Source organism: Siphonobacter sp. BAB-5385 (assembly GCF_002261125.1).
Lineage (GTDB): Bacteria > Bacteroidota > Bacteroidia > Cytophagales > Spirosomataceae > Siphonobacter.
The window spans coordinates 18,929-39,750 of record NZ_NMPS01000108.1; the positions used below are offsets into that span (position 1 = coordinate 18,929).

General features: G+C 48.3%; 15 protein-coding genes and 1 tRNA gene. 9 read left to right on the forward strand and 7 right to left on the reverse strand.

Annotated elements, in window-relative coordinates; all coding sequences use genetic code 11:
• Positions 1–57: 57 nt before the first annotated feature.
• Positions 58–1,419, forward strand: coding sequence for a histidine--tRNA ligase (gene hisS, locus BWI93_RS11065; protein WP_094811263.1), 1,362 nt, complete (start codon positions 58–60; stop codon positions 1,417–1,419).
• Between the two features lie 566 nt (positions 1,420–1,985).
• Positions 1,986–3,404, forward strand: coding sequence for a WG repeat-containing protein (locus BWI93_RS11070; protein ID WP_094811225.1), 1,419 nt, complete (start codon positions 1,986–1,988; stop codon positions 3,402–3,404).
• Between the two features lie 249 nt (positions 3,405–3,653).
• On the opposite strand, the gene pgi is transcribed toward BWI93_RS11070, so the two are convergent.
• The 3 genes from pgi to BWI93_RS11085 form a co-directional block, all read right to left on the reverse strand.
• A complete protein-coding gene (pgi, locus tag BWI93_RS11075; RefSeq protein WP_094811227.1) occupies positions 3,654–5,300 on the reverse strand; it encodes a glucose-6-phosphate isomerase in 1,647 nt (548 codons plus the stop codon).
• Positions 5,301–5,462: 162 nt separating this feature from the next.
• Complete coding sequence (locus BWI93_RS11080; protein ID WP_094811229.1) at positions 5,463–6,251, reverse strand: glycoside hydrolase family 25 protein; 789 nt, start codon at positions 6,249–6,251, stop codon at positions 5,463–5,465.
• A 205-nt stretch (positions 6,252–6,456) separates the two neighbouring features.
• Complete coding sequence (locus BWI93_RS11085) at positions 6,457–7,092, reverse strand: peroxiredoxin (RefSeq protein ID WP_094811231.1); 636 nt, start codon at positions 7,090–7,092, stop codon at positions 6,457–6,459.
• Positions 7,093–7,334: 242 nt separating this feature from the next.
• On the opposite strand from BWI93_RS11085, the gene BWI93_RS11090 reads away from it, so the two are divergent.
• Positions 7,335–7,408 (forward strand) — tRNA-Ala (locus BWI93_RS11090).
• Positions 7,409–7,602: 194 nt separating this feature from the next.
• On the opposite strand, the gene BWI93_RS11095 is transcribed toward BWI93_RS11090, so the two are convergent.
• From BWI93_RS11095 to BWI93_RS11105, 3 genes are all read right to left on the reverse strand, one after another.
• On the reverse strand, positions 7,603–8,217 hold the full coding sequence (locus BWI93_RS11095) for a pyridoxamine 5'-phosphate oxidase family protein (protein WP_094811233.1): 615 nt from the start codon (positions 8,215–8,217) through the stop codon (positions 7,603–7,605).
• 36 nt (positions 8,218–8,253) lie between these two features.
• Entirely contained in the window at positions 8,254–9,237 is a 984-nt protein-coding gene (locus tag BWI93_RS11100; protein WP_094811235.1) for a type I glyceraldehyde-3-phosphate dehydrogenase, read from the reverse strand.
• Positions 9,238–9,307: 70 nt separating this feature from the next.
• Entirely contained in the window at positions 9,308–10,186 is an 879-nt protein-coding gene (locus BWI93_RS11105; protein ID WP_094811237.1) for an AraC family transcriptional regulator, read from the reverse strand.
• A gap of 464 nt (positions 10,187–10,650) precedes the next feature.
• On the opposite strand from BWI93_RS11105, the gene BWI93_RS11110 reads away from it, so the two are divergent.
• Genes BWI93_RS11110 through BWI93_RS11120 form a run of 3 tightly spaced genes read left to right on the forward strand, consistent with a single transcriptional unit; the run spans position 10,651 to position 12,905 of the window.
• Positions 10,651–11,535, forward strand: coding sequence for an AraC family transcriptional regulator (locus tag BWI93_RS11110; RefSeq protein ID WP_094811265.1), 885 nt, complete (start codon positions 10,651–10,653; stop codon positions 11,533–11,535).
• A 17-nt stretch (positions 11,536–11,552) separates the two neighbouring features.
• Entirely contained in the window at positions 11,553–11,954 is a 402-nt protein-coding gene (locus BWI93_RS11115; protein ID WP_233207734.1) for a DUF983 domain-containing protein, read from the forward strand.
• Between the two features lie 18 nt (positions 11,955–11,972).
• Positions 11,973–12,905 carry a carbon-nitrogen hydrolase family protein gene (locus tag BWI93_RS11120; protein WP_094811239.1) on the forward strand — a complete coding sequence of 311 codons (933 nt, stop codon included), beginning with the start codon at positions 11,973–11,975 and terminating at the stop codon, positions 12,903–12,905.
• Positions 12,906–12,951: 46 nt separating this feature from the next.
• Here BWI93_RS11120 and BWI93_RS11125 read toward each other — a convergent pair whose 3' ends face one another.
• Positions 12,952–13,578 (reverse strand): sterol desaturase family protein, encoded by a 627-nt coding sequence (locus BWI93_RS11125; RefSeq protein ID WP_094811241.1) that lies wholly within the window; start codon positions 13,576–13,578, stop codon positions 12,952–12,954.
• A gap of 336 nt (positions 13,579–13,914) precedes the next feature.
• On the opposite strand from BWI93_RS11125, the gene BWI93_RS11130 reads away from it, so the two are divergent.
• From BWI93_RS11130 to BWI93_RS11140, 3 genes are all read left to right on the forward strand, one after another.
• Entirely contained in the window at positions 13,915–16,344 is a 2,430-nt protein-coding gene (locus BWI93_RS11130) for a glycoside hydrolase N-terminal domain-containing protein (RefSeq protein WP_255157802.1), read from the forward strand.
• A 291-nt stretch (positions 16,345–16,635) separates the two neighbouring features.
• Entirely contained in the window at positions 16,636–16,887 is a 252-nt protein-coding gene (locus BWI93_RS11135; RefSeq protein WP_094811243.1) for a two-component regulator propeller domain-containing protein, read from the forward strand.
• Between the two features lie 44 nt (positions 16,888–16,931).
• Positions 16,932–20,783, forward strand: coding sequence for a hybrid sensor histidine kinase/response regulator transcription factor (locus tag BWI93_RS11140; RefSeq protein ID WP_094811245.1), 3,852 nt, complete (start codon positions 16,932–16,934; stop codon positions 20,781–20,783).
• Positions 20,784–20,822 lie beyond the last annotated feature (39 nt).

Consider the following 20,822-nt stretch of genomic DNA (forward strand, 5'->3'; position numbering starts at 1 on the left):
GAACCAGAGCCCTTCAGGAGAGCAAATCCCCACTCCTGTGAAACATAGATCATGAGTATACAAAAACCAAGCTTACCCCGCGGCACCCGTGACTTCGGTCCGGAGCAAATGGTGAAACGAAACTTCATTTTCGATACCATCCGCCGCACGTTTCAGAAATATGGATTTCAACCCCTCGAAACGCCTACGCTGGAAAACCTGTCGGTACTGATGGGTAAATACGGCGAAGAAGGAGATCAGCTACTCTTCAAAGTTCTGAATTCAGGTAATTTTCTGGATAAAATTGAAACAGCTGATGTGGAAGAAGGATACAAGAAACTGACGCCCAAAATCGCCGAAAAAGGGCTTCGTTATGACCTGACCGTACCTTTTGCCCGCTACGTCGTGATGAACCGGGGCGAGCTGACGTTTCCCTTTAAACGCTACCAGTTGCAACCGGTCTGGCGGGCGGATCGGCCCCAGAAAGGCCGGTACCGCGAATTTTACCAGTGCGATGCGGATATTGTAGGTACGGATTCCCTGCTGTGTGAAACGGAAATCGTAGCGATGCTGCACGAAATTTTCGCAGGTTTATCGATCAACGATTTCACGATCAAAATCAATAACCGGAAGATTCTTAGCGGGATTGCTGAGGTGATTGGGGTAGCCGGTAAGGAAGCCGCTCTGTTTGTAGCCATCGACAAACTCGACAAAGTTGGCAAGGAAAAAGTAGAGGAGGAGTTAAGCGAGAAAGGGCTTTCGGATGCTTCCATCAAGAAGCTACAGCCGCTGTTCGGCCCAATGACCTCCAATCGCGAAACCTTTGAAAACCTGAAAGACTGGTTACAGAATTCGCAGGTTGGGATGAAAGGTGTGCAGGAGCTGGAAACGCTCTGGCGGATGATTCGGACGATGGGAATTTCGGACAAAAAAATTCAGCTCGATATTACGCTGGCCCGTGGACTTAGCTATTATACTGGAGCCATTTTTGAAGTAAAAGCGGGCGGCGTCCAGATCGGTAGTATTTCCGGCGGGGGGCGGTATGATAACCTGACGGCGGCCTTTGGGGTACCCAATCTGTCCGGGGTAGGGATTTCGCTAGGCGTAGATCGGATCTATGATGTGATGGAAGAACTACAACTCTTCCCGGAAAATCAGAGCGTAACGACGAAAGTACTCTTTGCTAATTTCGATGCTGCGGGCGAAACCTATTCGCTGCCGTTGTTACAAAAAGTCCGGCAAGCCGGCATCAACGCCGAGTTGTATCCGGAGTCGTCCAAGCTCAAAAAGCAGCTCGATTACGCCGACCGAAAGAAAATTCCCTTCGTGGTACTCATTGGTTCAGAGGAAATCGCCTCTGGTCAGTTAACGCTGAAAAATATGACGACGGGCGAGCAGCAGAAAGTAACCGCTGAGGCCTTAATTGATGCACTGAAGTAAAAGCACTTGATACTGAAAGAGGGCATTTCCGAAAGGAGATGCCCTCTTTTTTAGGCGAATACCGTCATTCTTTCTATGCTTTGGAAGAAAGGGTTAAAGTAACAAACCCTGGCTAGTCTCGGGCTTTAACCGAAGCTAGCGACGCTATTCAGATACGGGCAAACTATTCGTCTCAGATCAAGTCTGAGTCAGGCGGCTAGGTTACGACTCTAAGCGGAAAACAAAACGCTGGGCAAAGGTGCGTAAATGATGTTGAAAAAGACCTTTACGTCGTACAAGGAGGTCTAGAAGCAGGAAAATGAATGGAATTATCTGGGTAAACGCTCGATTTCGGTGATAGTCTGATAGAAAAGGTTTGCTAAGACATAAGTCGATTAATTATGAGCTCGGCTGCTGAAGTTTATTCCAGCATGAGGTTGATTTTATTTTATATACATTTCTGATGCACTGCCAATTTTAAATGCAGTTCAGGATAGGTATAATTTATAGGTAATTATTCACTAAGTTGACTAGCGATTCAGCGAAACAATTGATGTAATTAATTAGAATAAACCCGATGATTGATTATGGTACAGCCTTCTAAATTCATGCGAATTCTATTTTTATTGCTTGCTATGGCAACGTATAGCTATAGTCAAACGACAAAATACCAATCATCATCCACGAATGATATACCTCAACGGAAAAGAGTTATTAATCTGCCCGATTGGGCTAATCAGTATGACGAGGTTTACGCAAGTGACGATCTGTTTATCTGCAAAAAGATTATCAACATGCCAGTCATTCGGAAAACGAATGATACGATTTACTTTAAGAAAGGCTATCTGACCTATTTGCATACTAAAGAAGGCGTGAGGCTTTCCAGGCAACCCTACGATGATATTTCGGCGTTTAGCGATGGTTTTGCAAGAGTAGTCCAGCGAAATCCTGATCACGATGGGAGATTTGATTTCCTGTTGGAGCCGACCCGGATGGGTTTAATAGATAGATCGGGGCATTTAGTTATCCCACTAATGTATAGAGACGTTTGGCATTTTAGAGAAGGATTAGTTTACGTCGTTGATAGTACCTATACTAAAGGATATTTTGTTGATGCTAACAATCGAAGAGTCTTTGAGAAAGAATTTAGTCCCTATCATTCATCAAATTTTCAAAATGGTATTTGTCATGTGCGTTTAGGCCATCAACAGTATAATTTTATTAGCCACAAAGGAGAATACCTCATCCCTAAAGTTTATGATTTTATTGATCTGCCCGGCGACTGGAATGCAAAGCAGGTAGTTGCAAAAAATGGGAAGTATGGGCTTTTGGGTGAAAAGGCTGAGTTAACATTAAAGTTATCCTATGATCTGATTGACACCTCTGCTTCAACCCACTGGAATGGGTTATATAAAACCAAACTGCATAATAAGTATGGTTATGTTGATGTGATCGCGGGAAAGGAAGTAATAAAACCTCACTATCAGGATTTCATCCATACACCTTCTTCGAAAATTTGGGCGAAGAAAAATAATAAATGGGGCTTACTTCAGAAAAATAATGAGTTTATCTACCCTTTAAAAGCAGACTCCATTCTTTCAATTAAAGACGATTATTCCATTGTACAGGAAGGGACTAAAAAAGGCGTGGTGGATTCCACAGGTAAAATTGTCGTGCCCGTTACATTTGATAACGTATCGCCTTTCTACGAAGATGTAGCTATCGTGGTACAGGATAATCGAATTGGCTACGTGAGCAGAAGTGGTAAAACGATTGCTTCTCCTCAATATATTTCCGGAACCTATTTCAGAAATGGAAAAGCTACGGTTAAAACATTCTTCAGACACTTTACCATTGATAAAAACCATACTAAACTTGAACAGGGTTTTAATAACATTGTGTATGTACTAGGAATAGGGACGATGCTATTGCTGCACCTGGTTTATTTCTTTAAAACGAGAAAGAGTTACGCAAGTCAAGAAAAGCTATTCACTCGTAAATTGTAGGAGTGTACGAATTTAAACGGATGCTGACTATTGATCACGTCTTTGAGGAAGAGTCTTTCTACTCTAACTCAGTAAGGCAGGGGGCAGACTGGCTTTGAGTTAAAGGTTGATAACGAAGGGAATTTTCTTCCAAACAGTCCGAAGGAAGGGCCGAAGCAAGCAAAAAAACGGCGTATCATACGTGCAAAGGGGCTTTGACCTACGATACGCCGTTTATTCAGGGAACGTTACAACGTTCCGGTATTTTTACTAACGCCAGGCTTTGTAAGCGTTGATGAGGCCGTTGGTAGATCCATCGTGATCGTTGACTGGCTCATCGTTTTGCAGTTCAGGATAGATTTTGCTGGCCAGTTGCTTGCCCAGTTCCACCCCCCACTGATCGAAGCTGTAGATATTCCAGATGACACCCTGTACAAAAATCTTGTGTTCGTAGGCAGCAATCAGGCTACCCAGCGTACGGGGCGTAATGGATTTGACCAGAAAGGAGTTGGTCGGACGGTTTCCTTCAAATACTTTAAAGGCTACCAGCGACTCGTATACTTCCGGACTCACGTTTTTCGACTGGAATTCGGCGATGACCTCTTCAGACGTTTTACCGTTCATCAACGCTTCCGTCTGGGCGAAGAAGTTAGAAAGCAGAATCTTATGGTGTTCACCAATGGGGTTGTGGCTGATCGCCGGAGCAATGAAATCCGCCGGAATCAGTTTCGTACCCTGGTGAATGAGTTGATAGAAGGCGTGCTGACCGTTGGTACCGGGCTCACCCCAGATGATGGGTCCCGTTTGGTAATCTACGGCTTGACCATCGCGACCGACGTACTTGCCGTTGGATTCCATATCGCCCTGCTGGAAGTACGCCGCAAAGCGGTGCAGGTACTGATCGTAGGGCAAAATAACCTGCGTTTGGGCACCGTAGAAGTTATTGTACCAGATTCCCAGTAAAGCCAGCGTTACGGGAATATTTTCTTCAAAAGCAGCCGTCCGGAAGTGGTTATCCATGGCGTGAGCCCCTTCGAGCAATTCCACGAAATTTTCGTAGCCTACGCTCAGAATGATCGACAAACCAATCGCCGACCAGAGGGAGTACCGACCACCTACCCAATCCCAGAAGACAAACATGTTTTCGGTATCGATACCGAATTTGCTGACTTCTTTTTCGTTGGTTGAAATGGCCACGAAGTGTTTCGCTACGGCAGAATCATCACCAGCCGCATCCAGCAACCAGGTACGGGCCGTGTGGGCGTTAGTCATGGTTTCCTGCGTCGTGAACGTCTTGGAAGCAATCAGAAACAAGGTCGTTTCGGGATTGACGGCCTTCAACGTTTCGGCAATGTGCGTACCATCGACGTTGGATACGAAATGCAGATTCAGGTGATTTTTGTAAGGTTTCAGAGCCTCCGTCACCATCACCGGACCCAAATCCGAACCCCCGATACCAATGTTCACCACATCCGTAATAGCCTGGCCCGTATAGCCTTTCCACTCACCGGAAATGACTTTTTCGGAAAACGTTTTCATCTTATCCAGTACGGCATTCACCTCGGGCATCACATCCGCACCGTCCACTTCAATAGGTGTATTCGAGCGGTTCCGCAGGGCTACGTGGAGTACGGCCCGATCTTCGGTCGCGTTGATTTTCTGGCCGGTGAACAGCTGCTCGATGGCATCTTTCAGCTCGGCTCCCTGAGCCAGTTCCAGTAATAACTGTTTCGTTTCTTCCGTGATCCGGTTTTTGGAGTAATCGAGCAGGATGTCTTCAAAACGAGTCGAAAAACGATTGAACCGTTCGGTATCTTCCGCAAATAATTCTTTAATCTGAACGGATTGAGTAGCCTCAAAATGAGCAAGAAGCTTTGCGTAAGCAGGATTCTGAGTAAATGGAATAGACTTCAGCATAAGATAAGGCTCTGAATGATAGGATACGTCAGGGCATGAGTGGATAATTAACCCCGGTTCATGCTACTGCGTTTAAGCGGGCCAAAAATGGCTACTGCATCCATAAAAACCAACAAATGGGGGCAGAGTTCCGTAATAAAACTTTTCGGGAAATTTTTTGGACTAGGGAAGGCAGATTTGCTCCAGCTCGCTCAGATCTCCCAGAAATGCGTTATAATCGACCTTTCCCTTGATACCTTTCAGCTGACCCAGTTCGGAATACTGCCAGAACCAGACTTTCCCGGAGATATCACCCGCCAGTTGTTCCGATGAGTAATGGGCCAGCCAGAGTGGATATTCGTCGAAATTGCCCCGAATGAATTTCTGGTAAAAGCGGCGATTGGTGTAAATGATGGGTTTGACGCCGTATTCCTTTTCGACTAACTCCAGCCAGGTACGAATGTCGCGGATGGTCCGTTCGTCCGATTTGAGCGGGTGTGAGGATTCGACGTCCAGCACTGGTGGCAGATCACCCGATTTCAGTTGTACCGTTTCGATGAAATTATCGGCCTGCGGAACCGGGTCCCGCCAGGGGATGAAAAAGTGATAGGCACCGACGCGTAAACCCGTTTGGCGAGCACTGCTGTAGTTGTTTTTGAAGCGTTTATCCTGAATGGAAATGCCTTCGGTAGCTTTGATAAATACGAATTCCAGGCGAGCTTCGTCCGCCAGAGCCGACTCCCGAATCACGCTCCACTCAATTTTACCCTGATGTTTGGACACGTCTATGCCGTGGACGGGATATTCCGTGGGAATGCGAATGCTGGCGGTTCGGGAGTAATCCCACTCAATTTGCGTAGGATTGCGATACCGGAAATACAAAAAAGCGGCAATCAGCCCAATGCACAGGAGACTGACGGCAAGGAGCAATTTTACGTTGAACGGTGAGCGGCGTTTGACTGGAGCAGGCATTCGAATTTGAAAAAGAGCCCGTAAAAGTAAGGGAGAGTTCTTGGTTTACGGTTTTCAGTTTACAGTTTTCCGGTGGATTTGTACGTAAAGCGGTTAGGTAAGCCATCCGCTCGTGTACAGAGCGGGTACGTTCTTAAACAAAAACCACAGCGTCGCTCTATAATTGAGTAACGCTGTGGTTTTTAACGAAAAATGGTAAATCCTATTATTTATTCGGCTGCGGCGTAACACGCAGGTAAGGTTTTACGTGCGTAACGCCTTTCGGAAACTTCTCTGCCAGAGCATCATTGGAAACGGCAGGCGTTACAATGACGTCTTCGCCGTCTTTCCAGTCGGCCGGTGTGGCTACCTGGTAATTAGCCGTGAGTTGCAGGGAATCAATGACCCGCAGAATCTCCTGGAAATTACGACCCGTGGATGCGGGATAGGTCAGGGTCAGTTTGATTTTCTTATCGGGACCAATGACAAACACCGAACGAACCGTTGCTTTTTCGCTGGCATTCGGGTGAATCATATCGTATAGTTCAGCGACTTTACGGTCCGAATCGGCGATGATGGGAAAATTGACTTCCGTACCACTTACTTCGGCAATATCAGGCGTCCAGCGGTTGTGAGAATCCAGATCATCTACCGATACGGCAATCACTTTCACACCACGTCTTTCAAAATCGCCTTTCAGTAAAGCGGTTTTACCAAGCTCCGTCGTACATACGGGCGTAAAGTCAGCGGGGTGTGAAAAGAGTAAGCCCCATTTATCGCCCAGCCATTCGTGAAAACGGATGTGGCCCTGGGTGGTATCTGCTTCAAAATCGGGTGCGATGTCTCCAAGTCGTAAGGACATAATCGAATCAGTTTAAGGTTTATCGAACGTCCGCAAAGGTTCAACGTTCCGTTGAGATAAACAAGTCAAGTACTCTATTAGTTTACCAGACTATTCTATTTTTTGCAACTGCACTGATTGTTAGTTGGTTATCAGGTATCTTTTTGGAGGGAAGAACGAAAACGCCGAAAATTGAAAGTTTTCTTCGTCTTTTGCTTGACAAGGCCCTTTCAAAGCCACATATTTGCACCCACATTTCAGAAGGGGATGTAGCTCAGTTGGCTAGAGCGCTTGCATGGCATGCAAGAGGTCGTCGGTTCGAGCCCGATCTTCTCCACTTCCTTGAAGGCTTTTAGAGGGATTCCTCTGAAAGCCTTTTTTGTTGCATCGGACGAACGAATACGCCTTTAGCCCAGTAATCGGCGTACTGGAAAATGAAAATAGACTTGAGTTTTCCATCACTGGTCTCAAGTCTATTTTCAGAGAATGGTTGCGTTAACCTGCCCGACAGCAAAGATTTCTTTGTCCCTATTACGAATCGCCGAGTTTTGCCCGCAGTACTTTAATTTCCCGCTCCAACTGCTGAATGTACTGATCTTTGGGTTGATTAACCTTTTCCAGCTCCTCCAACGTGTACCGAGGCGTAATGTGCTGCGGACAATTCCAATCGTACGCTTGGATGTGAAACAGCAGTAACCGCTCGGATTTGAATTTATAATCCTCGGATTTGAGTAATGCGTAAAGCTCTGGGTTGTCGCGGATTTCCACGATTTCGGCCTCGGCATATAGCTTCAAACGGGCCCGTAACGGGTAGGAGAGCAACATCAGCGATACGTTTGGATTGTGTTCGATGTTACCGACTGAAATGTACTGCCGGTTTCCGCTAAAATCCACGATACCGATCGTTTGGTCATCAAGTACCTTAATAAAACCCTTCGGCCCACCCCGGTGCTGAATATAGGGGAAGCCGTTCGCTCCCGAAGAAGCCAGGTAAAAGCTATCCAGCTGACCAATGAAGTTACGCTCAACGGCGGTCAAGCCTTCCGTGTAGGTCATTCTTTCCATCCGCTCGTAGGCATTGCGACTCCCCATGCGTTCCTGGATTGCTTTGATGCCATCGGTAAAGGCAAGTGCTGCGTAATTCATGGTAGTAACGGTTAAGAATCGACGGAAGTTACTCTACTACAGGGACTGAATTTGTCGAATCATTTGGTTGGTGAAGCCCCATTCGTTGTCGTACCACGCCATAACTTTGACCAGATCGCCATCCACTACCCGCGTCATCTCCAGATCAACCGTTGCCGCAAAGGGGCTTTTGACGATGTCACTGGAAACCAGGGGTTCATCCGTAACGGCGAGGACTTTTTCGTACCGGGGCGTAGCCGCTTCTTCGGTCAGAATCTGATTGATTTCCTCAACGCTGGTTGGGCGTTCGGCAATAAAGGTAATGTCCGAAATGGAACCGACGGCCACGGGTACGCGTACGGCAATGCCGTCGAATCTTCCGGCGTACTGCGGTAAGGCTTTCGTGGTGGCAATGGCGGCACCGGTAGCCGCCGGGGCCAGGTTATTAGCCGCTGCCCGTCCCATCCGGGGTTCGCGTTTGGAAGGAGCATCCACTAGGGTCTGGGAGGCCGTATACGCGTGCGTCGTGTTGAGGATGGCTTTTTTAATACCCAGTCTACGGCCCAGTATTTCGATTACGGGACTGATGTTGTTGGTGGTACAGCTCGCACACGAGAATACGGCTACTTTACCCTCTTCCGTATTTACGCCGTGTACCACCGTAGGCGTATCTTTCGTCGGACCCGAGATGACCACGAATTTCGCTCCCGCGGCAAGGTGTTGATCTGCCGCAGCTTGTGAGGTAAAAATCCCCGTGCTTTCAATGATTACTTCGGCTTCCAGTTCTTTCCAGGGCAGGTTTTCAATATCCCGAATGCTGGTATACTGAATGGCTTTACCATCAATTAGGATCGTATCTCCCTCGACGGTGACTTCTTTTTCGTATTTACCGTAATTGGTATCGTATTTAAGCAGATAGGCAGCGTTTTCAATGCTCATGAGGTCATTGATCCCTACCAGTTCCAGATCAGTGGTTTCAAAGATTACTTTAAGAGCGGCCCGGCCGATACGTCCAAAACCGTTAATGGCTATTTTTTTCATGATGCTATGTTTAGGAAGGAAACCAGAGTGATTTCATGCTTCAAAATAGCAGCATAATTCATTGCCGGGGTTAGGCATAGATTCCTGAGGTGGTAGCAATCTTTCCTTCCGAGGTTGTATTCGCTAAAAATTTTTCCCGATACTGAAGGGGGGAGATGCCTTCTTTTTTCTTGAAAAAGCGGCTGAAGGAATGAATGTCCTCGTAGCCAAGCTCGTAGGCAATTTCCTTGATGGACAGGTTCGTGTAGCCAATCTGTCGCCGGGCGTGCATCATAATGCGATCGTGAATGATGTGCTGCGGTCCCCGGCTGGAAATTACAGAAAATACATTCGAAATGGTCTTGGGCGATTTGTTGAGTTGAGAAGCGTAAAAAGCCACGTCGTGGTGCTCGGTAAAATGTCTTTCCACCAAATAGTTGAATTCGCGAATGAGATCGCTTTGCCCTTTTTCCAGCTTATGAAAGTCGGTAGATTTTCGCAGGATCCGGGCCGAAAGAATCAGCATCCGTTTAAGAATGGACTGTAACATATCTTTCTTCAGAATATCGGTTCGTTGCATCTCGGCTTCAAATAATTGCCAGGAGATGTCAAATTCCCAAAGTATTGCTTCATCAATGGAGATAATCGGAATTCCTGAAGCCCCAAAAAAGAGAAAGCCTTTGCTGCCTACTTCATTATCGTGATTGATGATGCAGTAGAAAGGCTGGTTGAATCGAACCATACGGGCGGATTCCAATTCAATGCTATCAATGTGATGAAATTCGGTCAGGAAAATGATCTGATTTCGAGCGAGGCGATAGGGGACTTTATCAACGGTCAGATCCAGTCGTTCTCCGGTATTCCAGATAAACGTCAAATCCGTCGCTTTAACCTCGAAAACCGATGGGCTGTTGCTTGGATCGAGTTCATACACGCGTATACGCTCGTTGGTGTCATGTTCGAAGGTCATAGGTGATCGTAAGGATGGATAGGGTGATACAAAGGAGCTCAATCTATCGTTAGCGATCGCCCCCTATGAACGTTTACCTTCTCCAATGAATAATCTAGAAAGGGATACTAAACATAGTACAGGAGAGAAAAATAGGTTCCCGGATGAATAGATACACTAACTAATAAACGGAAGCAATAGACCTCGACAACGCGTTATAACAGATTTTATATGCCCGTCCTTACCTTTCCTACTAACCCTTAAAAATGGCCCCAATGAGAGCCCATCGGTAAATAGTACCACAAAAACGAGAATCTGTACGCTGAAGCGTACCTCCAGCCCTTCTACTTTTGACCCTATCTCCGTAAGCGTTCCCGGGCTTTGCCTGCCCGGCTGCGTTTCGGGTACTAGCTGGATACGATTGTTAGGACAGAGCGAGATGAAAATGCGGTTCTGAATCAACCCAGATGCTTAACGTTCCCCGTATGAAACAGTCAACCGAATCCTTCGCCATTCCCATGGTTAATATTTATTCTTTAGCCGAGTACCGGCCGGAGGATTTTTTAATCAAGCGGTTTGCGGAATATGTACAGGAGCATAAAAACCTGCGGCTGCTGCATCGTCACGATTTTTACCATCTGGTTCTGTTTACGAAAGGAGCGGGGAGTCACGCCATTGACTTTGAAAGCTTTCCGGTACTGCCTTTTCAGATTTACTTTATGATTCCGGGGCAGGTGCATTCCTGGGATTTTACGGGAGAGGTGGAAGGCTACGTAATTAACTTTTCCAGTACCTTTTTTCAATCCTTTCTGTTGCGTCCGGATTATCTGGACACCTTTTCGTTTTTCAGTGGAATCGCCCGGGAGAGCGTTATTCATCTGCCCGAATCCATTCAGAAATCGCTGACTGGTCTGTTTGAGCAACTCCTGGAAAAGCAGCAGGAATCTGTACCGCAGCGGTCGGATCTTTTAAAGGTGCTATTACTACAAATTTTCTTTGCCGTCGAAGCACACACGGCGACCAAAACGACCCTTCCGATTACTAACTATAACTACGTCATTCTCAAGAATTATCAGAAGTTGATTGACCGGAATTTTATGACCCTGCGTCTGCCCATGGAGTACGCACGGCTACTGTACATCACGCCCAATCACTTGAATGCCCTATGTAAGGAACACCTGGGAATGCAGGCCGGAGAGCTCATCCGGAACCGAATTTTACTCGAAGCGAAACGTCTGCTGATGAACTTTGGAATGAACATATCGGAAATCGCCTATGCCTTAAATTTTAGCGATAATTCCTACTTTACTAAGTTTTTCAAAAAATATACGGGAACGACTCCCGAAGAATTCCGTAAACGTAATACCTAACCAAGCACCCAAGTCTAATGAAACGAAGTCAATTGCAGGGAATGGTACTCGCGAAATGTCCCCATTGCCGACAGGGAAATCTGTTTAAATACCCGTTCTGGAACGTAAAAAAATTCGATCAGATGTACACGTTTTGTCCGCACTGCGGACAACGTTACGAAAACGAACCCGGCTTTTTTATTGGAGCCACGTATGTCAGTTATGCCCTCTCCGTGGGGATAGTATTGGGTACGGCCATCGTTCTCTTTAACTTCTTTGGGGACCCCTCCGCCTTTGTTTACATATCCGTAGCCATTGGCTTAATGCTGGCGACTATGCCATTTAACTTTAGAGTAGCCCGCGTAATTTACATTTACTTATTCTCGGGCATTGAATATGAGGAAAATCCCCGCCTGATTACCCGGGAAAAGGAAGTGTAGTTCTAAACGTAGCAAGGAATGCTGAATGTAGTAAAAGTAGGCGTAGTACAGGCTACTCCCGTTTTGTTTGACCTGGAGCGGAGTGTCGAAGTGGTCCTTAGCTGGATTAAAAAAGGTGCCGAGCAGAATTGCGAACTACTGCTGTTTCCGGAATCTTTTCTTCCGGCGTATCCCAGGGGACTCACGTTCGAGGCGATGATTGGCCGTCGTACGGAAAAAGGCCGGGAAACCTGGCTTGATTACTGGAAAAACAGTCCCGAAGTCGATTCGGAGGCCATTCGACGCATCCAGCAAGCGGTGCAGGTGGCTGGAATCATGGTAGGGCTGGGCATTACGGAGAAGGACCCCATCGGCGGATCGTTGTACTGTACGCTTCTCTACATCGGAAGCGACGGAAAGATTCTGGGCAAACATCGCAAACTCAAACCCACGGGACTGGAGCGGTTCATTTGGGGTGAAAGCGATGGAAGTTCGCTAATTACGCTCGATACACGTCTGGGAAAAATAGGTGGACTGATCTGCTGGGAAAACTACATGCCCCTGGCCCGAACGGCATTGTATCAGAAAGGCGTCGAAATGTATTTGGCTCCCACCGCCGATTCGCGGGAATCCTGGCAGTCTACTATGCAGCACATTGCCCTCGAAGGACGTTGTTTCGTGCTGGCCTGTAATCAGTTTGTACGCAAAAGCGACTACCCCGAACGCTATCAGGCCGAGCTGAGTCAGGAGCCCGAGATCATGAGTGCGGGTGGCAGTGTGATACTTTCACCCATGGGGGAAGTACTCGCGGGGCCGCTTTGGAATCAGGAAGGATTGCTGACCGCTGAGCTGGATTTTGCAACCCTTGCCAAGAGTAAGCTGGATTTTGACTGCGTGGGTCACTATTCGCGTCCGGATGTGTTTCAGCTTACGGTGAACGGCCAGCCCGATACCCAGAAAGTGGATCGGTAAATGCATAGCGTAAAAGGCCCGGAGCAACGTTCCGGGCCTTTTGCTTTTATCCTTTTGAAGAATAGGTTCTGAAAATGTAATCCCACAGCGGAGACGAAACGCCGTAGTTCAGCGTATCATCTTTATAATGATGGATGGCGTGATTGATCCAAAGCCATTTGAATAAGTTGCGGGGCGGCTGATAGGCGTGTACGATGAAGTGTACAAACAGATAGCCCGCGTAGCCCACCAGAAAACCGGGAAAGAACGCGTAAGCCGCTTCCCCTAAAAGCAAAAAGGTAACGCCAAATAAAGAGGAGCCAATCAAAACGGCCAGAGCGGGCGGCATGGCTAATCGCGTTTGATCCTTCGGGTACTCATGGTGAATACCGTGGAAGGTATACTGCAACCGGGATTTGATGGCGTTGGTAGGATCCATGTGAAAAATGCCCCGGTGAGTGACGTATTCCACCAGCGTAAAGACGAGTATCCCCAGCCCAAACAAACCCAGTATCATGATCCGCTGTAATGCCGTATGCGTAAAGGCGTACCAGCCCAAACCAGCCGAACTAAGTAGGTAGATCGAAATAGGAACCGCAATATGCGTACGCGACAGGGCTTCCAAGACTGGATTCGTAAAAAGGGATTTGGTACCGGAGTGCTTAGGCCGGGGGTTTTCTGCGTTTATTTCCATAGAAAGACGAGTGGAGCGAATCGATCAGCAAAGGTAGAGCGGCTCTTTTCCCGGCTAATGGTACCCAATAGGGATATCCTGGTACAAGTTAGGCGAAATGCGGTTAACAAGCGGAGCGTCTATACGCCATCTCCTTACTAGGGATTCGGCGGTAAAGAAGCCAGTCATGAATCCGTACGCAAGCGAGTATGAAGTCATTTTGATTCGACGAAAAAAATTGTGTACGGACCAACTTCCAAATAGGAGTATGACCCTATACATTTATACGTAATACCTATAGTAACCTATTCTATACTGCTAATGATGATCCGACATTACCTCTGCCTACTTTTATTAATGCTACCTGCCCTGGGCTTTTCGCAGCAAAAGCCAGCCCTGAAACTTTGGTACAAAGAACCCTCCGGAACCGTCTGGGAAAACGCCTTGCCCCTGGGTAACGGCAGGCTGGGAGCCATGGTGTACGGAAACGTGGGTACCGAAACGATCCAGCTTAATGAACATACCGTCTGGAGCGGTAGCCCCAACCGCAATGATAATCCCAATGCGTTAGCGGCTCTGCCCGAGATACGGCAACTGATTTTTGATGGCAAACACAAGGAGGCGGAGCAGCGAGCCAATCAATCGATTTTGACGAAGAAATCCCATGGACAGATGTTTCAGCCCGTGGGTAATCTGAACCTTACCTTCGAGGGTCATACGGCCTTTACCAACTATTCCCGGGAACTGGATATTGAACAGGCCATCGCCCGAACCACCTACACGGTTGGGGATGTGACCTATACCCGGGAAGCATTGGCTTCCTTTCCCGATCAGGTGATCGTCATGCGGCTGACCGCCAGCAAGCCGGGGAAATTATCCTTTACCGCTTCTTTTTCTTCCCCGCACCTGAAAGCCGAACGCAACCGGACCTCCAATCGGGAGCTTACCCTGGCCGGAATCACCTCCGATCACGAAGGCGTGAAGGGCATGGTGAAATTTAAAAGCATCGCCCGTCTGAAAACCACGGGTGGAAGCCTTTCCGGTACGGATACTTCGCTGGTAGTTAGTGGAGCCAACGAGGCAATCGTGTACATCTCCATTGCTACGAATTTCAACAGTTACAAAGACCTGGGTGGGGACGCGGATGCCCGGGCCGCGGCGTACCTGAACAAGGCCTACACCAAAGCCTATCCGGCGATTCGAAAGCCGCATGTCGAAGCCTACCAGAAGTTTTTTAATCGGGTGAAATTTGATTTGGGTACTACGGATGCGGCTAGTCAGCCCACGGACGAACGGCTGAAGAACTTTCGCTTCACGAACGATCCGCAGCTCGTGACGCTCTACTATCAATACGGACGCTATTTGCTGATTTCGTCTTCCCAGCCCGGTGGCCAGCCCGCCAACCTGCAAGGGGTCTGGAATCACCGGATGCGACCGCCCTGGGACAGTAAGTACACCATTAACATCAATACCCAGATGAATTACTGGCCAGCCGAAAAAACCAACCTGTCCGAAATGCACGAACCCTTGTTCCGCCTGGTTCGGGAACTGGCCGAAACGGGTCAGGAGACGGCGAAGGTCATGTACGGAGCCGGGGGCTGGATGGCTCACCACAATACGGATCTCTGGCGAATTAACGGCCCCATCGACGGAGCCTTCTGGGGCATGTGGACGGCGGGCGGAGCCTGGCTGAGTCAGCACCTCTGGGAGCATTATCTGTACACGGGCGATCAGAAATTTCTGGCTTCTGCGTATCCCATTCTAAAGGGAGCGGCCCAGTTCTACGCCGATTTCTTGATCGAACACCCCAAGTACCACTGGCTCGTGGTGACGCCGAGTACGTCGCCCGAAAACGCTCCCCAGGCTCACGGCGGCTCATCGGTGGACGCGGGTACCACGATGGATAATCAGATTGTTTTCGACGTATTCAGCACGGCTATACGAGCGGCGGAGCTCCTCAATAAGGATGCGGATTTTGTAACGATGCTCAAGGAAAAACGGCGTAAGCTGCCGCCGATGCACGTGGGCAAACACGGACAATTGCAGGAATGGCTCGACGATGTGGACGATCCGGAGGATAAGCACCGCCACGTCTCGCATCTGTACGGCCTGTTCCCATCCAGCCAGATTTCAGCCTATCGCACGCCCGAGCTGTTCACTGCCGCCCGGACTTCGCTTCTACATCGCGGTGATGTATCCACGGGTTGGAGTATGGGCTGGAAAGTGAACTGGTGGGCTAAATTTCAGGATGGAAATCATGCGTATACACTGATCCAGAATCAGTTAACGCCGCTCGGTGTCAATAAAGGGGGTGGGGGTACCTATACCAATTTATTCGATGCCCACCCGCCGTTCCAGATCGACGGAAACTTTGGCTGTACGTCCGGCATTACCGAAATGCTACTCCAAAGTGCCGACGGGGCCATTCATTTACTACCGGCCTTGCCCGATGCGTGGCCCCAGGGTAGCATTGCAGGCCTACGGGCCCGGGGCGGGTTTGAAGTCCTGGCGATGGAGTGGGAAAAGGGCCAGATCAAGAAAGTAGTCATTCGCTCGACGCTGGGGGGGAACCTGCGGGTTCGCACGCCCAATGCCTTGCAGGGGACGGGCGGACTCACGTTACATCAGGCTACGGGCTCGAATGCCAATCCGTATTATTATACGGAAGATATTCCGGCGGCGGTCATTTCGGATCAGGCTCCACGTACTAGTCTTACCCTCAAGCCAACCCAACTGTACGACATTCCCACCCGAAAAGGGGAACAGATCACGCTGATCCGTCAGTAGGATAAGGGCGTTTCATCTGTTGGGGAAAGTGGTCTCGTGCGATTTTCCCCAACAGATGGATTCATGAAAACCAGCTATTCCCGCACGAGATAACAAGTAAAGATTTGAAGGAATGAGAGACGGATATACGTATACTGGATTAAAAAGATTAACTTTTGGACTTATTTGATAGCACCTTGTCAGGGTTGCTCCGTGAATCCAGCTTTTTCCAGTGGCTGAAGTCCGTTCTTACAACGGTGTATTACTATAGGCTTCACGGCTGGATCAGTGCTTCGATAGCTGCAAGTAGGCATGAAGATAGTCATACGTTTTTTCCTCCTGATCCTCCTAACGATCCTGAATGATGCGGGGTTATTCGCCCAGAAATTGCCTCTGGGCTTTAAAAGTTATTCCAATAAAGATGGACTCTCTTCCAGTACCATCTACAGTTTGTGCAAGGACCATTTCGGCTTTCTCTGGTTGGCTACTGAAGATGGATTGAATCGTTTTGACGGTACGAATTTCAAAATCTACCGACATGATGCTGAAAAAACAAAGGCTTAAAGGTTAATCATATTACGGTACTGTTTGAAAGTGCGAACGGGGATTTGTGGATTGGTACCAATGGAGGTTCGCTCAGCTATTACGATCGACTTTCCGACTCCATTATTCCGTTTGAAGCCGTAGGGGATAAGCGGAAGATACAGCCCGCCATTACGCATATCACGGCTGACGATAAAGGAAATCTCTGGGTGACCAGTTACGGAGCCTTGTATATCATTGATCCCGTTAGCAAAAAACTGATTCTTCAGAAGCCCTACCAGAAGCTGCTGAAAAACTTCGAAGGGCAGACCTCGCTTTATACCTTCCAGGATCAGAAGCACCAGATGTGGATCGGGACCGACAAGGGTTTGTGGCTATACGATAAAAACTATACCCTCCTCCGGCATTACCGGCACGAAGACCAGGACCCCCGAAGTCTTACGCACAACTACATTTCGGCGATCGTTCAGGATAGCCGCAATCAGATCTGGGTAGGTACCATTGGCGGCTTAAGTAAGCTGGAATCGGACGGGAATCATTTTAAAAATTTTACGTACGCCCCGGGCCAAAGCTCGATCAGCAGTAACACCATTTACGCCCTGGCCGCGGATGACAACGGCAAGCTGTGGGTAGGAACCGACGAAGGCCTGGACGTGCTGGATCTGAATACGGAGAACATCGTTAGCTACGGTCCCGACAGTCGCGATCCGCATAGTTTGAGTAGCCGATCCATCCGTTCCGTGCTGGTGGATGACAAGGGCATTTACTGGGTAGGAACGTATCAGGGCGGGCTGAATAAATACGATAAAAGCCAGAGCCATTTCAAACTCAAACAAAGCAACGCGTTTGATGCATTTGGCCTGCGGTCATCCACGGTGACCTCGTTTGCGGAGTACCGGGACCGCGTCTTTGTGGGAACCGATGGGGGAGGCTTGCACGAATACCTACCGCAGAAAGAGGTATTCAGACCGATTCAGTTACCCGACGATCGGAAGAACATCAGACACGATTTGAGTATTCTGGCTCTGGAAATGGGCCGTAACCAGCAATTATGGGTTGGTACGTACCTGAACGGATTGTTTTGTTACCAACCCGGTTCGCAGCACTATGCCCGGTTTAAAAAAGGGCCTGGCGAAAAAGATCTGAACTGTAATGACATCTTCTGCCTGAAAGAAGATCGGCAGGGGAATCTCTGGATTGGAACGAACGGTGGGGGAATCAATATTCTCAACGTGCAGACCAGCACCATTGAAAAACTGGTGAATCCGAGTGATCATACGGATGATAAAACCAAACCTTCCAACAACTACATCCGGGCCTTTGAAGAAGACAAGTCGGGCCGAATCTGGGCGGGTACCTTCGGTGGCGGCCTTTCGGTGTACGACCCCAAAACCAGAACCTTTACGTTCTACAACAAAAGAAACAGCGGTTTACCCAGCAATTACATCCTGTCCATCAAGGAAGACGCCAAAGGAACGATCTGGGTAGGAACCAACGGAAACGGGCTCGCGTATCTGAGTCCCCAAAGCAGGCAATTCCAGGTATTGTCGGAAAGTGACGGGCTGATTAACGGGGTAGTTCTGAAAATCATCGAAACCCCCACGGGCGAACTCTGGCTCAGTACGAACAAAGGTCTGAGCTGCTTCAATCCGGTTAACAAACGATTTAAAAACTACACCCATCACCACGGCTTGCAGGGTGGAGCTTTTGTGTTGGGTTCGGGTTTACAGCTTTCAACCGGGGAGTTGTATTTCGGTGGACAGGGAGGATTCAATCACTTCAAGCGATCGGATATCAAGATCAATAACCAGATTCCCGAGGTGGTACTGACGGAACTGAAGATTGATAATCAGGCCGTGGTTCCGTCCCCGAAGGGGCCGATTAATCAGTCCTTACTGACTGCCAGCGAAATTCGGCTGGCCTACAAGCAGAACTTCTCCATCAATTTCGAAGCCCTCAATTTCACCGTTCCCGAGTACAATCAGTACAAATACAAACTGGAAGGCGTGGATAATCAGTGGATTGATGCGGGGAAAGAACACAGTGCCTATTATACGAGCCTAAGCCCCGGGGAATATACCTTTCAGGTGATTGCTTCCAATAACGATGGCCTCTGGAATAACCAGGGTACCTCCGTTCGAATCAGGGTAGCTCCGCCCTTCTGGCTAACGATTTACGCCTATGCTTTTTACGTACTGGTTGTTTTCGGCATTCTGTATTTAATCCGTCGCCGGAGCATCAACAATCTGAAACAAAAATTTGCCATCCAGCAGGAGCGACTACGGGCGAGTCAATTGCTGGAACAACAGCGTAAAGAGGCCGAATATTCGCGGGAATTTGATCGGATGAAAATCAAGTTTCTGACGAATCTCAGTCACGAATTCCGAACGCCGATTTCGCTGATTGTTGGTCCGGCCGAAAAACTACTCAAACAGAATTTTGACGAAAGTGCAGCCAATCAGCTAAACCTCATCAATCGGAATGCCCGGCGGTTGAGTAATCTGGTGAATCAGCTGCTCGATTTCAGAAAACTGGAAGAACAAGAGCTGAAACTTCACCTGAAGCAAGGCCCGATCGTAGCCTTTCTAAAAGACGTCGTGTATGCGTTCAATGATCTGGCGATAAGAAAGAATATCATCCTGTCATTTTCGAGTGAAATGGAGGAAGAAACGCTCTATTTCGACGAAAATAAAGTCGAGCGAATCCTGTTTAATCTGTTATCTAATGCGTTCAAGTTTACGCCGGAGAAAGGTTCGATTCGGGTAAACCTGGAAGCATGCCCGGAGGAATCCACCGCCGAGGTCGCCTGCATCTGCGTGTCCATCAAAGACTCAGGCATTGGCATTCCGCTCGAAGCTCAGGATCGGATTTTTGAAAGCTTTTTCCAGCATGATACGGGGCCGGCCATCCTGAATCAGGGTACGGGCATTGGTTTGTCGATTGTGAAAGAGTTTGTCAAAATGCACGACGGCCAAATCAACGTAGAAAGTGCCGTGGGCTTGGGTAGCAAATTTACCTTTCGGTTACGGCTGAAACGGGAAGAGAGCCCGGAGGTTGCCGAGGTAACCAAAACGATAGTGCCTGTAACGCACCCGCTGGCAGATTTACCAGCCGTGGACGTGTCCACCAAAAATGCAGATCAACCCTTGGTACTGATTGTTGAAGACGACGAAGATTTTCGTTTTTACATCAAGGAAAATCTGAAGACTTTTTACCGGCTTTACGAGGCTACCAATGGGAAAGAAGCCTGGCAACGGATTTTGTTTCATCATCCCGATATAATCGTCTGTGACATTAATATGCCCGAGATGAATGGTCTGGAACTAACGCGAAAGCTGCGAGCCGATAAGCGTACGAAGCACATTCCGATCATTTTGTTAACCGCGGCCGTCGAAGAGAATGGTCCGCTGTCGGGTCTGGAATCCGGGGCCACGGACTACATTACGAAACCCTTTGACTTTGCGGTATTACAGGCAAAGATGAATAGCCTGATCGCCCTCAACCGGGTCTTCAAGGATACGTACACCAAGCAGGTCGTCATGACTTCGCCCAATCCGGAAATTGTTCCGGAACGGGAGCGATTCCTGGAGAAAGTACTGGCTTACGTACACGACAATCTGGCCAATCCCCAGCTATCGGTGGAAACCCTAAGCAGTCACTTATCCATGAGCCGGGCTTCGCTGTACAACCGATTGCTTGAGTTTACGGGCATGACACCGGTTGAATACATCCGATCCATCAAGCTGGAACGGGCCGCTTTGCTCTTGCACAAAAGCGATATGAACATTGCCGAGGTCGCGTACGAAATCGGTTTCGCCAACCCGAACTACTTTACCAAGGTGTTCAAAGCTCAGTTTAACATGACTCCTTCGGAGTATATACAGAAAGCGAGAATGAAAGCCGAAAATCCAGTATAAAGCAGAGCCTGCATTTCACCTGTAGTACTGCTTGAGTAA